The organism is Shewanella vaxholmensis (genome assembly GCF_031932135.1).
Classification (GTDB): domain Bacteria; phylum Pseudomonadota; class Gammaproteobacteria; order Enterobacterales; family Shewanellaceae; genus Shewanella; species Shewanella hafniensis.
Window position 1 is genome coordinate 51,418 of record NZ_JAUOEV010000011.1, and the last position, 20,427, is coordinate 71,844.

Annotated in this window: 14 protein-coding genes; 2 read left to right on the forward strand and 12 right to left on the reverse strand. The window is 48.4% G+C overall.

The genetic code is table 11. The annotated features are described in order from the left end of the window. Positions 1-8: 8 nt before the first annotated feature. From Q4Q46_RS11290 to hisG, 10 genes are all read right to left on the reverse strand, one after another. Positions 9-3,476 (reverse strand): intermembrane phospholipid transport YdbH family protein, encoded by a 3,468-nt coding sequence (locus Q4Q46_RS11290; protein WP_311905978.1) that lies wholly within the window; start codon positions 3,474-3,476, stop codon positions 9-11. 381 nt (positions 3,477-3,857) lie between these two features. Beyond that, on the reverse strand, positions 3,858-5,045 hold the full coding sequence (locus tag Q4Q46_RS11295) for an aromatic amino acid transport family protein (RefSeq protein ID WP_311890223.1): 1,188 nt from the start codon (positions 5,043-5,045) through the stop codon (positions 3,858-3,860). A 556-nt stretch (positions 5,046-5,601) separates the two neighbouring features. Further along, positions 5,602-6,243, reverse strand: a complete 642-nt coding sequence (hisIE, locus tag Q4Q46_RS11300; RefSeq protein ID WP_259561207.1) for a bifunctional phosphoribosyl-AMP cyclohydrolase/phosphoribosyl-ATP diphosphatase HisIE — start codon at positions 6,241-6,243, stop codon at positions 5,602-5,604. 134 nt (positions 6,244-6,377) lie between these two features. Then, positions 6,378-7,151, reverse strand: coding sequence for an imidazole glycerol phosphate synthase subunit HisF (gene hisF, locus Q4Q46_RS11305; protein ID WP_006081894.1), 774 nt, complete (start codon positions 7,149-7,151; stop codon positions 6,378-6,380). Then, complete coding sequence (gene hisA / locus Q4Q46_RS11310; protein ID WP_311905979.1) at positions 7,133-7,870, reverse strand: 1-(5-phosphoribosyl)-5-[(5-phosphoribosylamino)methylideneamino]imidazole-4-carboxamide isomerase; 738 nt, start codon at positions 7,868-7,870, stop codon at positions 7,133-7,135. Before hisA ends, hisF begins: the two co-directional genes overlap by 19 nt. 70 nt (positions 7,871-7,940) lie before the next feature. Further along, on the reverse strand, positions 7,941-8,753 hold the full coding sequence (gene hisH / locus Q4Q46_RS11315) for an imidazole glycerol phosphate synthase subunit HisH (protein WP_311905980.1): 813 nt from the start codon (positions 8,751-8,753) through the stop codon (positions 7,941-7,943). 31 nt (positions 8,754-8,784) lie between these two features. Then, positions 8,785-9,876 (reverse strand): bifunctional histidinol-phosphatase/imidazoleglycerol-phosphate dehydratase HisB, encoded by a 1,092-nt coding sequence (hisB, locus tag Q4Q46_RS11320; RefSeq protein WP_311905981.1) that lies wholly within the window; start codon positions 9,874-9,876, stop codon positions 8,785-8,787. Between the two features lie 101 nt (positions 9,877-9,977). After that, positions 9,978-11,138: a histidinol-phosphate transaminase gene (hisC, locus tag Q4Q46_RS11325; RefSeq protein ID WP_311906017.1), complete on the reverse strand. Its 1,161-nt coding sequence runs from the start codon at positions 11,136-11,138 to the stop codon at positions 9,978-9,980. A gap of 28 nt (positions 11,139-11,166) precedes the next feature. Continuing rightward, positions 11,167-12,468 (reverse strand): histidinol dehydrogenase, encoded by a 1,302-nt coding sequence (gene hisD / locus Q4Q46_RS11330; RefSeq protein ID WP_311905982.1) that lies wholly within the window; start codon positions 12,466-12,468, stop codon positions 11,167-11,169. A 3-nt stretch (positions 12,469-12,471) separates the two neighbouring features. Continuing rightward, positions 12,472-13,371, reverse strand: coding sequence for an ATP phosphoribosyltransferase (gene hisG, locus Q4Q46_RS11335; RefSeq protein ID WP_006086295.1), 900 nt, complete (start codon positions 13,369-13,371; stop codon positions 12,472-12,474). A 1,100-nt stretch (positions 13,372-14,471) separates the two neighbouring features. On the opposite strand from hisG, the gene yoaA reads away from it, so the two are divergent. Continuing rightward, on the forward strand, positions 14,472-16,481 hold the full coding sequence (gene yoaA / locus Q4Q46_RS11340; protein ID WP_311905983.1) for a DNA repair helicase YoaA: 2,010 nt from the start codon (positions 14,472-14,474) through the stop codon (positions 16,479-16,481). A gap of 169 nt (positions 16,482-16,650) precedes the next feature. Here the strand turns inward: yoaA and Q4Q46_RS11345 are convergent, their stop codons facing one another. Next, positions 16,651-18,639, reverse strand: a complete 1,989-nt coding sequence (locus tag Q4Q46_RS11345; RefSeq protein WP_311905984.1) for a TonB-dependent receptor domain-containing protein — start codon at positions 18,637-18,639, stop codon at positions 16,651-16,653. Between the two features lie 471 nt (positions 18,640-19,110). Between Q4Q46_RS11345 and Q4Q46_RS11350 the strand changes: the two genes are divergently transcribed. Then, positions 19,111-19,689 (forward strand): DUF4440 domain-containing protein, encoded by a 579-nt coding sequence (locus Q4Q46_RS11350; protein WP_311905985.1) that lies wholly within the window; start codon positions 19,111-19,113, stop codon positions 19,687-19,689. 68 nt (positions 19,690-19,757) lie between these two features. On the opposite strand, the gene Q4Q46_RS11355 is transcribed toward Q4Q46_RS11350, so the two are convergent. Further along, positions 19,758-20,405, reverse strand: a complete 648-nt coding sequence (locus tag Q4Q46_RS11355) for a DUF938 domain-containing protein (RefSeq protein WP_311905986.1) — start codon at positions 20,403-20,405, stop codon at positions 19,758-19,760. Between the last annotated feature and the right edge of the window lie 22 nt (positions 20,406-20,427).

Here is a 20,427-nt window from a genome sequence, read left to right on the forward strand (position 1 = left end):
TTTCCTTGTTACTTCACTGATTTTTCGATTCTGTCCTGCAAGTCATTACCAATTTGCAGACTTCTAAATAATTGCAGCATGTTCTCTTCATGAGAGTAATTCAAGTGAATAGGACGTTCAACCCCTTGGCTGCGGCCTTTCACTTCGACGAGTAGCTTAGCATCACCGGCTTGGTCCATGTCAAAGCTGCTCGATAATTGACTGTATTGTAAGTGTTCTAGCGTCGAAAAGACAAAATCGAGGTATGGCTGGGATTGGCGCATCTGTTCAACCGCCGGATTACCCGAAATGGCGATTAGGCCGCCGGGGGCGCGGGCGGCGAGTTGACCGCCTGTGATCGAGACTTTGCCGTTGATTAAATCGACGGGTAATACGCCATCGAATATGCCGTCGGCATAGACGCCAATTTGCGGTTGAATGCGCAGAACCTCTTCCAGACTCATGGCCTGCAGCAGCAGATACGCATGGGATTTATCCTGCAATTTCAGATTAAATTCTGGTAGCAGGAACTGGCCGCTGAGTACTTTACCTTTGGCGGTCATGGAAACATCGGTATCACTTAAGCCTGTGAGTTGCTGTATCCAATTGTCGGGCAGCTTCTCGGCATCTTTACCTAGGGCGATATCGGCTTCCACTTCGATATCGGTCAGTGGAAAGCCAGGATCAAACAGGTTAAAGGTCATCAGTGTCTGCGGACAATTGAGCTTACTGAGACTGCTAAAATAGCCTTTATCCTGCGGCTTTTTATGAGACTCTTTTTTATAAGATTGACCCCAACTAAACTCACATTGCGCCTGCAGTTTCCCCCCCTCAAAGGTGGTGTCCTTATAAAAACCTTCAAGTTCGGTCATCGACTGGGTAATTTGCATGGTAAATTGGGTCTGATCGCGCTGTTGGGTTAAATTAAACTGTGCCTGTAATTGGTTATGACCCGTGACATTAAGCTCAGCAGGCAAGGGTTGGGTTTGATTGAGCAAGGACAGCGCCTCGGTCATGCTAGTGTCGACAACCCATTGCCCCGTCAGTACTAGAGGTTTGCTCGCAGTGGCAAGGTTCAGCTTGTGTTGGCTTTGCAGCTCAACCGTGCCCACTTGCCAGTGCTCATCACCAAAGAGCGTGTTATTTTTCCAATTTAAGCTTTGTGCCAGCGTTAACTTGTCCAGCTTGAGTACGGTTTCTTTGCGGCTGCGACCTTTGCTGCTGAGCTGCTTTTCGATATTGAGCTGATTGGCTTGCCATGCGAGTTGATTTTGCCAAGTGGCTGTGAGCAGCGAGTCGAGTGGGGCTTCGACCTCGGGCTTAAACTCAAATGACATGGCTTTTTGTAATGCAATCGAGAAACTGCCCGCGCTCATGTCGGTTTTAGTTGTGATGCTCGTGTTTGTGCTTTTTTCAGCGCTAGCTTCTGCCACTTTCGTTTCAACAGCAGTCGTTTCAGCTTTTTTTGTATCAACAGCTGCTGTTTCACTAACAACCGTCTGTGTGGTTTGCGAAAAATGCAGCTGCTCCAGTGCCAAGGTCAAAGGCGGTAAGGCCAGTGTTAATTGGTTTGCAGTATCGGACGCGGGCACTGAAGTTTGTCCTGAGCTGATACTTGAGCTGGTATTTGAGTTGCGCTGCGAGCTTACGGTAAGCGGTGCAAGGGCGTTTATTGTGATACTGCCAAGGCTCACATCGGCGTGTTTAGCCGCATTGTTATCTTGAGCGCTTAACTGTTTAAGCTCGCCGACAGTGAACTGCAGCGTGTCGCAGGCATTTTGCTGTGTTTGGGTTGTAGCGTCGATAGGCGCAGTGATCAATTGCCAGTTGGTTGAGCTTAGTGTCTGATTAAAACTCAATTTGCCCGCGGTGGTTAACTGGCTACTATTCCAGCTGAGATCTTGGGGAGTATTCGCCCACAATTCAGATAACTGTAGTGAGCTGGTTTGCTTAGCGTTAAGGTGCCAATCTGTGTTAATTGAGAGCGCTTCGGCGGACTTGACTACTTCAACATTGGCCAAATCGATTTGGGTATCGAGCTTACTGCCTAAGGTTTTTAGCTCAATTCGGGGAAGTTTAAAGCTAAGCGGCTCATTTTCAAGTGGATCATTCTTAAGCGGTTGGCTCTGTGCATCCTGCTGGATTTGAGTTAGCGGATAATGCAGGGTTTCAGCCAATGTCAGTGATAATCCTATCGGTGCATCTGTGCTTTTGAGCCCTGACAGAAGCTTAGCGATTTGACCCGCTGTCTGATCAGGCGCTTGCTCCGAAGCGGGCTTGGCTGCCGACTCAGTTAAAGGTTGAGATAATGGCTGAGTTAAAGGCTTAGCCAGCGTCTCATCGAGCAGCTGCATCAATCGCTGTTGCTGCGCGGCATTTGGCGTCAAGGCTAAGGTAAAGGGTTCAAGGCTTAGGTCAAGTTCGGCTAAATGTCCGGCAATTTGAAATTCGAGAGCAGGTTTTGGCGCAAGTTCTAGCGCCGCCAACCGATTAAAAGTCAGCTTAGGATCAATTAACTGGTGCTGGCTGATAAGCTCGCCCGAAGTTAATGTAATACGGCTGTCGGACACTAATTGACCTTGTAGCTCAATCGCTAACGCTTGCCACTCTTTATCAAGCTCAGTTAACGGGCTCAGCACACTGTCTTGTGTTTGCCTCAGGCTGATTTGATGCAAGCTCGCAAGCAGCGGCGCGAGTGCAATTTGACTTGCCAGTTGCCACTGTTGGGCTGCGAGTGTGGCTTTGAGTTTGGCGATGCTTTCACCTTCGTGGCTAAACTCGCTGTTGATTTCCCCCGCGCCGTTAAGGCTCAACTTGTCCATCACCAAACGATAGGCGGGTAAATCGTTTTGGGTGTCGAGATGGTGAGCTTTGAGAATAAGGCTGGTTTTACCGATATCGATGAGGGGTAATGATTTGATATCTAAGGCCAAGGCGGGGCCTTGTTCATCGATGGCATTTCGATTGGGTAATAATAGCGATTGCCCTAACTCGACTTCAATATCACCTGTGGAGATTTGGGTGATTTTTTGAGTGAGGTAAGCGATTTGGCTGAACTGTTTCAGCTCGGCAAAACTTTGCGGCCAGTCAAGTTTTAGCTTGATATTCACATCATTAAGCGTGATATGGCTGTCATGCACCCTAAGATTGGCAGAGGTAATGCGCCAATGTTCTAACTGACTTTTCCCTAATTCAATGTCAATCAGTTCGCTGTCCATGCCTACGAGGGCAAAGTTTGCCGCCTGCATAATCAGTTTTTCAGCCTGGGTATTCACAATCCACACAGTTAACGCCACGCCCGCTAAGATGCCCGTTAAGCTGGTCGCCAATAAGGTTTTTTTTAGGGGGAATTTACGGCGGCTTTGTGTTGCTACAGTGGCATCCGTTCCAGAACCTGCAGCACCACTGGGAGGGCCAGCGGAAGTCTCCGTTGCCTCGTGTTGAGGTGTCTCGCTATCAGAAGCACTGCTACGGCTTGGCTTGTTGTGGATTGGCATTGGGTTCGACTTCTTTCCTTATTCACTGAGCCCTGATCAAACTCGTGCCTTAGCATTGCACAAATACACTCACGCCTGCTTTGCATCGGCATTTTTGCTGAGGTACTTTTTTAGCAACTGACTTTAGTAACTGACTTTAGTAACTGACATTAGTAACCGTCTTTAGTCACTGACTCTAGGAGCCGTCTTCTTAGCCGCTGTCGCAGCGTGCACGAGCATCAGAGGCAGTTTAACACCCAAGGGCTTAGCTGACTAATGTGAAAGGATCATCGAATAGACAAGAGCCTGCTGTCAATAGTTGAAGCTTTACAGGCTCTTGTACCTAATCTGTTATTCGAGCTAGCGAATAGGGCTAACTAACTTTTGGTTAGTGAATTGGAGCTAGCTAAACATCTGCGCTGCGATAACCACTATTCCGCAAAGTGTGGCGAGCATTAAGGCAAACTTGCCGCCCGCGACCCGATATCCCGTCGGCATATTGGCCACATCTCGCGTCTGGCGCTGTGTCCACACCATGGCCACAGGTAAAAAGATGGCGAGGATCACCAGCGCAATCGCCGCGTAACCTAGGGCTGTGATAAAACCTTGGGGGTAGAAGAGGGCAAAACCTAAGGGCGGTAAAAAGGTGATGGCAGCGGTTAGGCTACGACCAGAAAAATTATCCTCTCGTCTTAAGGTTGAGGCCATAAAATCAAACAAACCTAAACTCACCCCTAAAAACGAAGTCGCAAGAGCGAGATCGGCAAACAGACTAATCGCGCTGCTTAAGTATTCGCTGTGTAGTACGCTTGCCAGTTGATTGATAAAGCTCGATAAACTTTGGTTTTCGAGCAATTGGCTTTGGCTCAGTACGCCTTGGCTACCTATTTGCCACAAAAGGTAAATGACCAGAGGTAAGGCCGAGCCGAGCAGCATGATCCTGCGCAGGGATTTGACCTCAACGCCTAAGTAGCGCACCACTGATGGAATCGAACCGTGGAAACCAAAGGAGGTAAAAATCACCGGAATAGCCGTGATAATTAAACCTTGGTTAAGTGGGAGTTCGAGTAAATGTGGGCTTTCTACCTGCGGCAGTAACAAGGCCAACATAAGCAGTAATGCCAATAGCTTAAGGGCAAACAAACCGCGGTTGATAAGGTCCACACAGTGAGTTCCCATGCCCACAATCGCCCCAATCAGCAGGGTAAACAGGATGGCGCCCGCCTGTGGTGGCAAACTTAGCCCTAGCCAAGTGCTCAGCTTTTGGTTCACTTGCTCACCACCACCGGCAATGTAGGCGGCGCAAAGGGCGTACAGTAAAAACATCAAGGCGCTATTGGCGATCAACTGGCCTTTACGGCCCAATAAGCGTTGCGCTAAGTGATTAAGACTGGCATCGCTGGGGGCGAATTGATGGATTTCCACCATAAGCAGTGCCGTGTAGGCCATTAGCGCCCACAGGATCAACATGATGGCGGAGGACGTGCCAAAACCAAGTCCCGCCGATGCGATAGGCAAAGCCAGCATACCCGCGCCAATTGTGGTGCCTGCGATAAGCAGCAAACTGCCGAAAATTTTATTCTGTGTCATAACATAATCTCAAAAGCGTGTCGGATGAAAAAGAGCTAAAGATTTGATCCGAAAGTCACTGTCTTAAAATATTTTGATTCGATTCAATGTGAAACGATTCAAACACAAAATGATTTAAGCAAATGAGACAGTGGCGCTAAGCGGATCCGAAAGGATATGGCCACAATGGAAGGTCAGGCGAGGTGCCTATCTATGCCATTGCGGCTACAGATAGGGAGTATAAAATGCTGTGAAACACATAAAACTTGCCTTAGCGTGTGTTGAGTAAAAACGGATAAGTGTTTTCATGCCTTGCCTTAATAACCTAACGGCAACGGAGGCTACCATAGGGAGTTGAGGTGTACTTGTCAACCATTACAACAGTATTTTGTTTGTTTTTTGTCATGTAACTAAGCTTAAAGACATGCCTAACTCACACTGAGTTTATGGTCAACGAGAGGAAGTAAAGAGGAGTTAGCTAGATTTATGGCAAGATAAAAAATGCCGCAGACTTGGCTTAAGTGTGCGGCATTTCTAGATGTCAGTGACTAGCATGAAATCAGAGTCAGTAAGCTGTTTATGCTTTGCTCTGCAGCGCCTTTTCATGTCTTGCCAGCAAGTTTGCTGTGATATCACTGAGGCTTAAGTTTTGATCTTCAAGCAATACCAGCAAGTGATAGATAAGATCTGAGGCTTCGTTAACCAGTTCTTCCTTATCGTGTGTCGCAGCGGCAAGGGCGGTTTCAAGACCTTCTTCCCCGACCTTTTGGGCGATACGTTTAGTGCCGCGCGCAAATAAAGACGCTGTATAGCTGGAATCGGCACTTTGCCCTTTACGCGAGGTGATTAAGCTGGCGAGATTGTTCAAAAATGGGTGCGCATTGTCATCTAACCAGCAACTTTCGGTGCCTTTGTGGCAGGTTGGGCCATTAGGGATCACTTGCACTAACAGGCTGTCGTTATCGCAGTCCTTATCGATAGCCACCAACTTTAGGGTATTGCCCGAGGTTTCACCCTTAGTCCATAAACGCTGTTTTGAGCGGCTGAAAAAGGTGACATCACCTGTGCTTAAGGTTTTTTCCAGCGCGGCCTTATCCATATAACCGAGCATTAATACCTTGCCCGATAAGTGATTTTGGATCACGGCAGGAATAAGTCCATCCTGTTTGTCCCAATCCAGCTCGCTAAAATCCGCTTTAGTGTTTGTTTGCGTTGACATAGTGTTCACTCTTAATTTGTTGATACTTTTTAGCGACGTATTGTGGTTGCTAGCTTTTACTCATGCTCTTACTGTATCGGTAGGCGGCATTAGCTCGCTATAAACGATTGACCGCGAGCGTCTAATTGCAATCGCTAGCGCCTAATCGCAATGCCTTCGGCCGCTAAATAGGCTTTTAACTCACCGATGTTGATAATCGCCTTGTGGAATACGCTCGCTGCCAGCGCCGCATCGACCTTGGCTTCAATAAACACATCACGGAAATGCGCCATAGTTCCAGCGCCGCCAGAGGCAATTAAAGGCACGTCGCAGATGGCACGAACAAGGCTTAACTGCTTGATATCGTAGCCGCCGCGCACGCCGTCTTGGTTCATCACATTGAGCACGATTTCACCACAACCTCGTTTTTGCACTTCTTCAACCCAGTCTTGGGTAAACCACTGCGTATCCTTAGTCGCCGCTTCATCGCCGGTAAATTGCTTTACCTTATAGCTGTTGCTGGTGGCATCGAAAAAGGAGTCGATGCCAATCACGATACACTGGCGGCCGAACTCGTCCTGCAGGCGCGAGATCAAACTCGGATCGGTTAAGGCGGGCGAGTTAATCGAAATCTTATCCGCCCCAAAGGCTAATAATTCACGGGCTTGGCTAATGGTTTTAATGCCACCTGCCACGCAGAAGGGAATATCAATCTGCTCTGCCACGCGGCTCACCCAAGATTTATCGACCACACGTTCGTGGGCGCTGGCGGTAATGTCATAAAATACCAGCTCATCGGCGCCTTCTTCGGCATAACGCGCGGCTAAGGGCACGATATCACCGACAATTTCGTGGTTACGAAACTGCACGCCTTTCACTACTTTACCGTCTTTCACATCTAAACAGGGGACTAGTCGTTTGGCCAGCATTGGATTGCCTCCACCACGTTAAACTGATTGATAAGCAAGGCTTTGCCTATGATGATGCCCGCAGCGCCGCTATCACGCACGGCGGCAACATCATCAAGGGTCGCAATACCGCCAGAGGCTTGCCAAGCGATATCGGGATAACTTGCAGCAATTTCTTGATAAAGCGCGGTATTTGCGCCCGTTAAGGTGCCGTCACGGCTAATGTCAGTCACTAGCGCGTGCTTTAAGCCGACCGCGCTAAAGGTTTCTACAAGGGATTCTAAACTCTTACCACCGCCACTTTGCCAACCGGATACGGCGACAATTTTCTCGCCGCTCTGGTTGATATTGACATCGAGAGCGAGGCAAATTGCCTCGCTGCCGTACTTGATAAACCATTGTTTAACTAACTCAGGTTCTTTCACTGCCAGCGAGCCAATTACCACACGTTTTACGCCGATATTTAATAATTCAGTGACTTGTTCTTCAGTGCGAATGCCGCCGCCCACTTGAATATTAACGTTTAGTCCCGCCACGAGTTGACTGATAAGGAGAGTTTGGCGTTTAGCGGGATCTTTTGCGCCTGTTAAATCAACGATATGCAACCACTTCGCGCCTTGAGCCTCGTAGGATTGCAGCTGCGCCAAAGGACTTAAATCAAAGGTGGTCTGCTGGCCGTAATCACCTTGATAAAGGCGGACAACATTGCCATCAATTAAATCAATTGCAGGAATAATCATAAGCTCACATCCTTGGTTGATTTGTTTATAAGTAATTTATTAATAAATGGTTTTTTGATGAGTAATTTATTCATTGGTCAGCCTTATTTGCACCCGCTTGTCCATCAGCAGAGCTGCTTTGCAGCGCTTCGTTCATCAGAGCTTTGTTCATCTGTAACTCGTCCATCTGTAAAAAGTTACGCAGAATTTGCGCGCCCACGGCGGCACTTTTTTCGGGGTGGAACTGCACGCCCATAAAGTTGCCTTTGCCGATGGCGGCGCTAAAACCTTCACCATAGGTACATTCGGCTAAGGTAAATTCACTCAACGGCGCGCGATAACTGTGGACGAAATACACATAACTGCCATCTTCAATACCCGCAAACAGCGGGTGAACGTTAGGGCTGTTGGCGCCTTGTGAATTTGTCGTGAGCTTAAGTTGGTTCCAACCCATGTGTGGCAAAGGTAAGCTTTCAGCTTTAAGTAACTGCGTATCCAGTTCACAAATGTCGGTTGGGATTATGCCTAAGCACTCGCAGTCTTGACCTTTTCCGCCGCGCTCCTTAGAAATTGCCGCCAACATTTGCATGCCAAGGCACACGCCCAGCACAGGTTGAGTCAGGCCTTGAATGAGTTCGACCAAGCCTTTTTCATGTAAGGACGCCATGGCGACACCCGCTGTGCCTACACCCGGCAGGACCACACGTTTTGCCGCTTTGATTTTAGCTTTATCGTCAGTGACCAATACCTTAGCGCCTAAACGCTCGAAGGCGAAACGTACTGAGCTTAAATTGGCGCAGCCCGTATCTATGATGACGGTTTCTGCATCTGGCGATTCATTTGCTGTTAATTGCGGGCTAGCTGTTAATTGCTGACCAGCTGTTAATAGAGTGTCTTGTTGCATCCTAACCTCTTAAACGATTTATGCTGATGCCTTAAAGCACGCCTTTGCTCGATGGCAGAATATCGCCTTCGACTTTAACTGCTTGGCGTAGCGCGCGGCCGAGCACTTTAAACAGGGCTTCAACCTTGTGGTGATCGTTATCGCCCTGCGTCGACACATGCAGCGTACAGCGCAGGCCATCGGCAAAGGAGCGGAAGAAGTGTGGCACCATTTCTGTGGCCATTTCACCTACGTGCTCACGTTCAAAATCGGCTGAAAACTTGATAAAAGGACGGCCAGATATATCCAGCAGGCATTCGCCCTTGGCTTCGTCCATCGGCAGACTAAAGCCGAAACGGGCAATGCCGCGTTTGTCACCGAGCGCTTGGCGCAGGGCATCACCTATGGCTAGCGCAGTGTCTTCGACGCTGTGGTGATCGTCGATTTCTAAATCGCCATCGACTTTCACATCCATTCTAAAATTACCGTGGGTGGCAATTTGATCGAGCATATGATCGAAAAAGCCAATGCCAGTGTCGATTTTGCCTTTGACTGAACTGTCGAGGTCCACAGTCACACGAATATCGGTTTCTTTGGTGGTGCGAACGACCGTCGCGGTGCGGCCTTTATTGAGCAGCGCATCGGCGATGGCGTTCCAACCTAAAGTGTCGCGTTGATATTTCAGGCTTTTAATGCCCATGGCATTGCCCAGCTCCACATCGGTTTCGCGATCACCAATCACAGCTGATTGGGTGAAATCGATGCAGCCTTGGGTGAGATAGTCTTTTACTAGCCCAAGCTTAGGTTTACGGCAGCTGCAATTTTCATCGTTAAAGTGCGGGCAAATCACCACATCTTCGAAGTTAACCCCTTGGCTTTTGAGGATTTGCATCATCATATTGTGGGGCGCGTCGAAATCTTCCTGCGGGAAAGACGGTGTGCCAAGGCCGTCTTGATTGCTGACCATGACTAAACGAAATCCCGCCTTTTGCAGACGTAGCAAAGCGGGGATCACCTGTGGCTCAAACACTAATTTAGCCAGAGTATCGACCTGTTTGTCGGTGACGGGTTCTTCAATCAAGGTGCCATCGCGGTCGATAAACAGAATTTTTTGTGCAACGTTCGGGATAAATTGTGGGTTCATGGCTCTACCTTCAAATTCAATTCGTTTAGCCAATGCTTAAGCTGATTTTACCTTCAGCGCGGCATTCGCTTTTTATTGGTTTTATTAGTTTTTATGTTCAGTTACTTATTATTCGTTTCTGGTGGCTGCTCAGTGTGTTGCGATTCAAATAAATTCACTAACACATCGGTATCCGCCTTTGAACTAAAGCTAAAGCGGATAGCCTTGGCAAGCCTTGGGTCTTTGTAGGCGCGGGCGACAACACCGCTTCCTTGCAGTAACGCTGCGACCTTGGCGACATCATCAAATTCAGCCAGCACATAATTGCCGTTAGGCTTAAGCACGCGTGCGCGAGAATTTGAGCTATTCGATTTTGAACAATAAGCGCTGATCGCCGCTGTGAGTCTGGCGCCTTGCTCATTTAATTCAGCAACTTGCACTTTCATCCGCGCAACGCCAGCGCTTGATAGTGCCTGCGTGGCGACTTCACTCACGGGTAGCGGCACAGGATAGGGCGCAATTACGCGCATAATGATTTCGACTACGGCCTCATTTGCCAGCATAAAACCACAGCGTGCTCCGGCGAGCGCAAAAGCTTTTGATAGGGTGCGCAGTACCACTAGATTCGGATAGCTTTCCAGTAAATCCGCCACGTTGTATTCAGGGCAAAACTCAATATAGGCCTCATCGATCACCACAAGCACGTCGGGCAGGGCTTTGATTGCTTGCTCGATAATGGCTTTGTCGATCACAGTCCCGGTCGGATTATTGGGATTGCAGATAAACACCAGTTTTGCGCCGCGAACGTCCTCGGCATAGCTTGTCGGCAAGCCATATTCGGCACTGAGATTTAACGCTTTAACGCCCACATTAAAGGTGTTCGCGCTGATGGCATACATGCCGTACGTCGGGCCAAAGCAGGCAATGCTGTCGACGCCTGGTATACAAAAGGCGCGAATTAACAGTTCAATCGCTTCATCGGCGCCGCGGCTGGCGACTATCTTGCTGGCGCTTACGCCGCTGTATTCGCTGTAGGCATTGATAAGCTGCGGCGGTTGGCATTCTGGGTAACGATTCAATTTTGATAAATCGAGCGCTGCGGTATCGATATTATTGAAGGGTGATTCGTTGGCATTGATCCAAATATCACCACGACCGCCCAGCCTGCGGGCACTCTGGTAGGGCGTTAAATCCAGTAACTCAGGGCGCGCTAGGCGCTCGGCTAAATTTAACGCTAATACTGCGGGTTCTGCTGTTTTTTCCATGCTGCTCACTTGGCTCATTTTCTTCACTCACATCTCATTAAGCGGATCATTTCTCTAGGCTAGCTAAACGCACTGCGACGGCATTTTTGTGCGCATCGAGCAATTCGTTACTGGCTAACGTCATGACCGCTTGCCCCAATCCGATTAAGCCCTTAGCGCTGAGTTCCTGCACGGTAAAGCGGCGGCTAAAGTCTGCTAATGACAGGCTCGACACGGCGCGGCTGTAACCGTAAGTCGGCAGCACGTGGTTGGTGCCACTGGCATAATCGCCAACAGATTCAGGCGTATAAGCGCCTAAAAACACTGAGCCAGCGGCGCGAATGTTTTTCAGCACCTCACGGGGAAAGCGCGTTTGAATGATTAAGTGCTCAGGCCCATATTGATTGGAAACCTGCGCGGCTTGCAGCATATCGTCAACAACAAAAGTGCGACTGCTCAGTAGCGCCGTTGCCGCGATATCTTGACGTGGCAGGACAGCGAGTTGTCTCGTCAATGCGTCATTCACGCCATCGGCGATAGCTTGCGAATCCGTCACTAAAATCACTTGTGAATCAGGGCCGTGCTCCGCTTGTGAAAGCAAATCGGCGGCGATAAATTCGCAATTGGCGTCACTATCGGCAATCACTAACACCTCAGAAGGACCTGCCGGCATATCGATACACACAGTGCAGCGACCATCCTGTGACACTAAGCGCTTAGCTTCAGTCACATAGCGGTTACCAGGACCAAAAATCTTATCAACTGCCGGAATCGTTTCCGTGCCGAAGGCCAGTGCCGCAATGGCCTGCGCGCCGCCCACTTGATAGATTTCAGTGATCCCGCAGGCATTGGCGGCATAGATAATGGCATCGTTGATCGGCGGTGGACTGACCAATACTCTTTGTTCGCAGCCTGCGATCTTGGCGGGCAGGGCAAGCATCATCACGGTAGAAATTAATGGTGCGCTGCCACCAGGGATATATAAACCCACTTTTTCAATCGGTTCGCTACGTAGCTCGCAGCGTACTCCCGCCTCGGTTTCCATATCAATCGGGCGAAATTGCTGGGCGCTGTGAAACACATCTATGTTCGCCATGGCTTTGGATATCGCCGCTTTCAGCTCTGGCGATACCCGTGCGCTTGCCGCAGCTATTTCGGCTTCGCCCATACGGAGTTCACCAATCTTAGCGCTATTGAAGCCATCAAATTTTTGATTAAATTCTTGAATGGCGGCATCACCCCGCGTCGCCACCGCATCGAGAATGGCGCGAACGCTTTGCTCTAAGCCGCTATCACCAATTAAGGGCGAGCGTTTCAGCGCCGTTTTCTGCTCGGTGGTTGATAAGGTTGACCAAGTTAGGATTTCCATACATTACCCCATCATTTTTTCGATTGGCATGACCAGAATCGAGCTGGCACCGAGTGCGGTCAGCTGTTCCATGGTATCCCAAAACAAATCTTCGGTACTGACGGCGTGGATAGCAACGCGGTTAGTATCATCATTTAATGGCAATACGGTTGGGTTTTCAGCGCCGGGCAGCAGGGCGACGATTTGATCTAAGGTTTCGGTTGGCGCGTGCAGCAGGATGTATTTGCTCTCACGGGCGCGGATAACGCCATTGACGCGGGACAGAATTTTGTCGATGAGTGCTTGTTTAGTCGGCGTTTGGGTTTGGGTCGATTGAATGATGCAGGCCATAGAGCGGTAAATCACTTCGGTTTCGTATAAGCCGTTGGCTTCTAAGGTGGCGCCCGTGGACACGAGATCACAAATTCCATCGGCAAGGCCGGCACGTGGGGCGACTTCAACCGAGCCTTTTAACATACAGTCGCGATAAGTTATGCCTTTTTGTTGCATAAAACGGCGCAGTAGGTTCGGGTAAGAAGTGGCGATGCGTAATCCTTCTAAAGAGGAGGCATCGGCGTAACTGAATTCTGTTGGTACGGCTAACGAGAGGCGACATGAGCCAAAATCTAACTGACGCAGTTTGAGGCAATCTGCGGGCTTGTTAAGTGTTTGACGCTCGATTTGTTCTTCTTCGAGCACGTTTTCACCGATAATCCCCATATCAACCACACCATCCATCACCAGTCCTGGGATATCATCATCACGAACGCGCAGTAAATCGATAGGCATATTGTCAGCATGAGCGATAAGGCGTTGTTCATTAATGGAAAATTTAACACCACAGCTTTTTAGCAGTTGCTGAGAGTCAGTAGAAAGACGGCCAGATTTTTGGATGGCGATGCGTAAACGGTTCGATTCAGTCATAGTGTTATCTCGCTCAAAAGTATCAAAATTAAAAGATTCAAAATGTGTTGTTTAATCGGTTTAATACGCCTTGCCGTTCAATGGGCTCTAGCTAAGAGCTCTAGCTAACGTATTGATAAGTTATAAAATACCTAAAATTTCTATTTAAATTAGAATCAAAATTAAAACCAAAATTAACGCCTAAATGCAAAAAACCCCCGGAATTCCTTCCAGGGGTTTATGATCATCTTGAATCAGTCCGCCAGAAGGATATAGTCCTCCGGCAGTGAGCGTCCGAAGGCTACCGCATATGGTGGTGATGGTGGTGGATAGCGTTCAGTAGTGGGCTCATTTTACTCTCTCGGTATTTAGCTTTATTGGCTCAACTGCTCGAAATACAGTGAAGCGTTGAATGCGTTGTTACGGACGTCTATCCGTATAAGTGGATTTAAACTAACCGCTTTTATGAGCCTTTGCAACAGCAATTTTGAATTAAATGAGAATATTTATGCGTTTTTGTGAAAGGCAGAGGGTTATCGCTAAATAAAGCGATCGAGCATATTTGTTGGCGGAATGTTTAAAGTGGGCCGAAATGTGTTGGTAAGTCGTGCCGAACTAGTATCAGCGTAATCTGTTCCAATGACCGAGAAAGTCGTGAAGTCAATGTAATCATTAAGCACAGTCATTCCTGTGACACGCCGTGAATATATCCATATATGCCGCCGTCGAGCCTTCAGCGACGAGTTTATGGCGAGTCACTGGGGAAACAATGGCAATTAATGCTGCGCGTACTCAAATATCTTGTTTTGGGAGCTTTGTATCAAAACTGACGACCCATAAAATGAACAGCTTTAAATGGCGGCTCATGTATGGCGCGAGGGAAAGAACCCGCGAAATTATCCTTGCTAACTTGTAGTCTTATCTTAAATCAGCATAATGCTTCGAGCCGTTAAGCTTAACGCTATCGTTTACGGCCGCGGCTTGCGGTACTAACCAGTGCTTGTGGTTAATTAAAGTCATCACAATGCACTCGCTCAGCAGCCCGCAGCAGCTTATAGTGTGGCCTGACTACATTGTTTTATAACGATCCCTAACACCTTGATAAAGGATTGATTCTCCCTTTGACTCGCTCCCGCCAACCGACATCAAAGCATGCACCCTCTAAAGAAATAGTGGCTAAGCCTGCTGCCTCAAAAGGCGCTGCTGCGGTGAGCCGACTCGCGGGCGAAGTGCAACGCGCATTTTTGCCCGATGGAGTATTGTCTAAGCACATTCAAGGGTTTAGTGCGCGAACAAGCCAAATGCAGATGGCGCAGCAAGTGAGTGAGGCGATAGCGGCGAAGAGTAATGTGGTGATTGAGGCGGGCACAGGGGTGGGTAAAACCTTTGCATATTTGATCCCCGCGATATTGAGCGGTAAGCAAGTTATCGTCAGTACCGGCAGTAAAAATCTGCAAGAGCAGTTGTTTTTTAAAGATTTACCCGCGCTGGTTGCCATGTTGGGAATTGAGCCCAAACTGGCGCTGCTTAAGGGGCGCAATAATTATCTGTGCCAGTGGCGACTCGATAAGCAAATGAGCGAGGCGACACATATCGATGCGCGTTTATTGGATGATTTGTTGAAAATCAATCAGTGGGCTAGCACCTGTAAAGATGGTGATATTGGCGGTTTAACCTCAGTACCTGAGAATTCCTCGGCGCTGCCGCTCGTGGTCAGCACTAAAGAAAGCTGTATTGGTAAGCGCTGCGATTTTTATGATGCCTGCTTTACCCGCAAGGCGCGCAGCCGAGCCATGGATGCCAAAATTATTGTGGTTAACCACCATTTATTTTTTGCCGATAGCGTACTGAAAGACACGGGCTTTGCTGAGTTACTGCCCGATCCCGACGTGGTGATTTTCGATGAAGCGCATTTATTACCCGATATTTGCGTTAACTATTTTGGCCAGCAATGTTCTAGTCGCACTATCGATGATTTTATTCAAAAGCTACTCGCTATTTATCAAACCGAACTCAGTGATACGGGGCAACTCGCCCAATTTTGTCAGCGTTGCCTCGCTAAATTAAGTGACTGGCATAATCAGTTATATTCCTGCGGTGAATCCGACTGGCGTTTAGTGCTGGGCAATAAAGCGCTCGCGGCGGCGTCATGGGATTTATTAGCGGAATTAACTGCGCTGCAGAATTTATTAATGGCCCATATTGGCCGCAGTGAATTGTTAGATGATATTGCCATCAAGTTGGCGGAGCTGAATAATAAGCTCAGTGTGTTTTTTAACTGCGATAATAATCTGGCGGCCTACAGCATTGAATTTGGTAGTCGCTTTGTGGTGCTGCGAATTTCACCCATCAATATTGCCCGTGAGTGCCAGCAGTTATTTGTGCCGGAAACCAGCTGGATATTTACCTCGGCAACTTTGCAAGTTAACCGCAGTCTTGCCCATTTCGCCAGAGAAATGGGTATCGTCGATGCTCAGCAAAGCATTCTCGACAGTCCCTTCGATTATCCCCGCCAAGCGGTATTTTGTGTGCCGAGACAACTCGGCAGCGTGACCAATCAACAGCAAGCATTAAAACAGCTGGTGGAGGTGTGCGTGCAAGCGATAGACGCAGCGCAGGGACGGACTTTTATTTTATTTACTAGCCATAAAATGCTCGAAGAAGCAGCGTTGGCACTGCGAACTCGCACTCAGTATCCGCTGCTGGTACAAGGCCAAGCGGGTAAACAGAGTCTGCTGACGAAGTTTCGCCAACTCGGCAATGCGGTGTTGCTCGGCACCAGTAGTTTTTGGGAAGGGGTGGATGTGCGCGGCAAATTGTTAAGCTGCGTGATTATCGACAAATTACCTTTCGTGTCGCCCGATGAGCCCCTGTATCGAGCCCGAGCCGATAATGTGAGTCGTCAGGGACTCGATTCCTTTACTGAAGTGTCGTTACCTCAGGCGATTATTGCGCTGAAACAAGGTGTTGGCCGTCTTATTCGTGATGAAAAAGATCGTGGTGTGCTGATCCTTTGTGATAATCGCATTGTGAATCGCTATTACGGCCAAGCCTTTTTAAACTCACTGCCGCCGATGGCGCGCACCCGTGACCTAGATAAAGCGCTGGAATTTTTAAGACAGATCCCTTAGAGCTGCTCCCTTAAAGCCGATCACTTAAAACAAATCCCTTAAGGCAGCTCGCTTGGGGAAGTGTTCTAAAAGTTCGACAGCTTAAAACTGAATTCATAAAAAACGGGCTTGCGATAGTTTCGCAAGCCCGTTTTTACCTAGATAAACCCATGTCTGTGGCTGATTGCTATTAGAAACTTGCCGTCACGCCCGCATAAATACTGCGGCTCTTTTGAATGTAATCAAGATCGGTAGCCACTTGGTCGCGCTCAGCATCCGTTAGGTTAGTGACGCCGAGTTTGACTCTGAACATAGGATTAATTTGGTAATTTGCCCCTAGGTCGAGTGAACCATAACCTTCTGATTTTACATTGGTGCGTAGATACTGATCGCCAGTGTAGTGGTAGGCGATAAAGGTGGATAAGCCCTCCAATGCCTGCCATTGCAGTTTAAGGTTGTAGCTGTCATCCGGCGTTAGGGTAAAAGGCGAGCCATTTTGCTTATCTTCAGCATCGGTTTTACTGTAATTACCGCTAATGCTGACCGTGTCACTTACATCGTACCAAGCCTGCAGTTCCCAACCAGTGATCTTAGCTTCGTTCACGTTTTGGTAAGTTAATACTGCACCGGGCGTTCTATCCCAAGTTTCTGTGATGATTTTATTTTCTACATCATTGTGGAAGTAGGTGATCGAGCCACCAAAATCTGTGGTTTGATATTGGGTCGATAACTCGTAGTTCACTGAGGTTTCGGCCTGTAGATCGGGATTGCCCGCAACAGTACAGGCGCCGCGACAAGCGGGGATAATATAATCGGCTTGAGACTGTGACATATTCGGCGCTTTAAAGGCTTTGCCACCGCCGCCTTTGATCACCCATTCAGAGCTTAAGTTATACACTAAATACATGCGTGGGCTAAATTCGGTGCCATACACATCGTGGTGATCGACACGCCCGCCCAAAGTGATATTGAGTTCGCCTAAGCTAAATTCATCTTGCAGATACAAGGCCGATTGACTGTCGTCTAAGGTGCCATCGCCTAAAATGTTACGGCTGTTTTCAAGTTGAGTCCAACGGTATTCTGCGCCGCTGGTTAACATGTGATCCCCAAGCAGGACTGTGGTTTGGCCGTCGAGATTGTGGTTGGTTTGGGTGATATTACCAATTTCGGCGATTAACGCTGAGTCGTCAGTTACCTCAACATTTTCATAGTAATAGCGCAGGCGAGTATCGCCCCAGTTCCAGTGGCCATTGTGGGTTAGACCTGAGCTTATCCGCTCGGCTTGTTGGTTATTGGTGAGGATAGTGCCGTAGTTATTCCAATCTGATTCACGTTCGTCATTGGCGTAACTTAAATCAAATTGCAGATCTTGCTGGCTATCAATCAACCATTGCAGGTTAGCGAGAGCACTGATTTCATCTCTGTCTTCTAACGCATCAATGGTGGGTTTTAAGTCTGAACGCCATGCATCGCGTTTATTGCTGTCGATGATTAAGTTTGCCAGTAATTTATCTTTGATCAGCGCGCCGCTGGTGTAGAAATTGTACTTAGTGCTGTCGCCACCTTTGCCGCTGGTGGGCGTATCGTATTGCACGCCTACACTGGTCTGCCAGTCGTCAGTGGGTTGGCGCAAAATCACGTTAACCACACCGCCTAAAGCTTCGGAGCCATACAGGGATGACATAGGCCCGCGCACGACTTCGATACGCTCAATCGCAGACATGGGAATAGAGGACAAGTCAAAATCGTTGCCATAACCGGAGGTTAGTGCTTCGCGGGAGTTGACTCGGCGGCCGTTGATTAAGATCAGCGTGTAGTCCGAATCCAGTCCGCGTAGGCTAATTTCATTGCGACCATAGGGCGTGCCTTCACTGATATTCACGCCCTGTAAATAACGTACTGCGCTGGCCAGATCGTCAATCACTAGCGCTTCGAGTTCGCTGCGATTAATCACAGACACAGAAGCGGGCGCCGACAGTTCCGAATGCTGAGTTTGCGTAGCTGTGATCACCATACGTTCCATTTCTGGCGTGGCATCTTGGGGAACTGCGGCAGTTGCCCATGCAGCGGGTAACAACAGGCTTAAGCCTATGGCGCGCGATAGCAGGCTCAGTTTAGGAGACAGAGCTGCACCGGATGTATGACTTGTTTTGCGAGTACGGCGGATAAAGCGGGACATATCATTCTTCCTTGGATAATTTCGGCGAATGATAATTATTCTTAAATAGTGCATCAAGAGCGCAGATCCCACTTTTGTGTAAAGACTATGTAAATTTTACTGTTTAATAACAGTATGATAGCGGGTATGTCTGTTGAGGGGGCTGCTTGCATTACCAAGCTGATGTTGCTGAGAAACAAATATGAGAAAGTGAGTGTGATCAGCGAATGTGAGAAGCGAATACGAAATAGCGAATGCGAAAAAGTGAAACGCCGTGGTGGGGTAAATCGCGCAAAAATAGTGAGATTAGCCACAAGTTGTCGGCAGCTTCTACAGATTAACTCAAGCAGTAATTATATTTGCATGATTTTAAAGGGTATTTTAATTGGCATACGCTTTGCTGACACTTCTGCTTCATCTTTGTGGCGCTATGCAGTTTTGTGATGTGGAGCGTCGCCATAAAAATTTACAGTCAACATTCACGGAGAGAATATGAATCCAGCATTTTATAGCCTAGCCACAGTCGCCGTTTTAACTTTGTCACTCGCCACAACCGAACCCGCTGTTGCCACAGATGCGCCCGCATTAGCTAAAGCAGCATCGGATAAAACCGCTGAGGCTTCACATGCAGGCACTGCGCAACCCGCTGCTGCCTTAGAAGATACCTTATCTACCCAAATTGCAGCAGTGGATTTTGCCGTGTTTGACAGTTTCAATAAGTGCGCTGCCCCCGCTGAACTCAAGAAACACGCAGCGTTTTTCACTGAAAATGTGGAGTTCTACCACGATACAGGTGGCGTAACGTGGAACCGCAAGGACATGATCGCCAATACCGAAAAATACGCCTGTGGCCATTACCGCCGCGAGTTAGTTGCGGGCACGATGAAAGTGTTTCCGGTGAAAGAGTTTGGCGCAATAGAGCAAGGCGTTCACCGTTTTTGCAGTTTTGAAACCGGCAGCTGTGATGGCCTAGCCGACTTTGTGATTGTGTGGCGCAAACAGGGCGAGCAGTGGAAAGCCACTCGAGTGCTGAGCTATGGACACAGAGCCGCCGAGGCCAAAACGGACTAAACCATTAAACTAAAGCTAGCTTTTAACAAGAAACGAGCCTTTAACAAAAACTAGCCCCTAACAAAATGCTAGCCTCTAACAAAATGTAGTAATCGATTATTGGCGGGCATAGCCACATCTTGCTTCAGTGTTAAACCTTGCTCGCTGGCTAAACTGCAAATCCATTCGATATCGCGAATGCCGCTGGCGGGATCGCGCTGTTTTAAAAAGGCATCGAATTGGCGATTGCTGTCACTGCTGAATTCGCCTTGGTAGTTGAAGGGGCCGTAAATGCACAGTGTTTTGAGTTGAGGGAGATACAGACCAAGACCAGTAAAAAGCGCTTCTACCATATTTTTGCTCATAATATGCAAAGTATTGGCGCTGAAAACGGCGTCAATCTCGGGCATTAAGCCATCCACTGGCCATGGCGCGGTAACATCAAGGATAAGCGGTAAAGCTAGATTTGCCCCAGCATTGAATAGCCCGCCTTCTTGCTCACACCTTGCGCTAATGCCACCAATATACTCAACTTGATCACTGGTTTGCCAGATTAAATGGGGAAGATTTGCTGCAAAAAATACGGCATGTTGGCCGGTACCACTGCCGATTTCGAGTACATGTTGGTTGAGTGAGAATGCCTGCGTTAATACGGCTAAAATCGGCGCTTTGTTGTTTTCGCACGCTTGGGAAAACGGCAGTTGGCTAAGTGGCTGGGCAATGGGTAATAGTGACATAATGGACTCTAGGCAGTTGAGA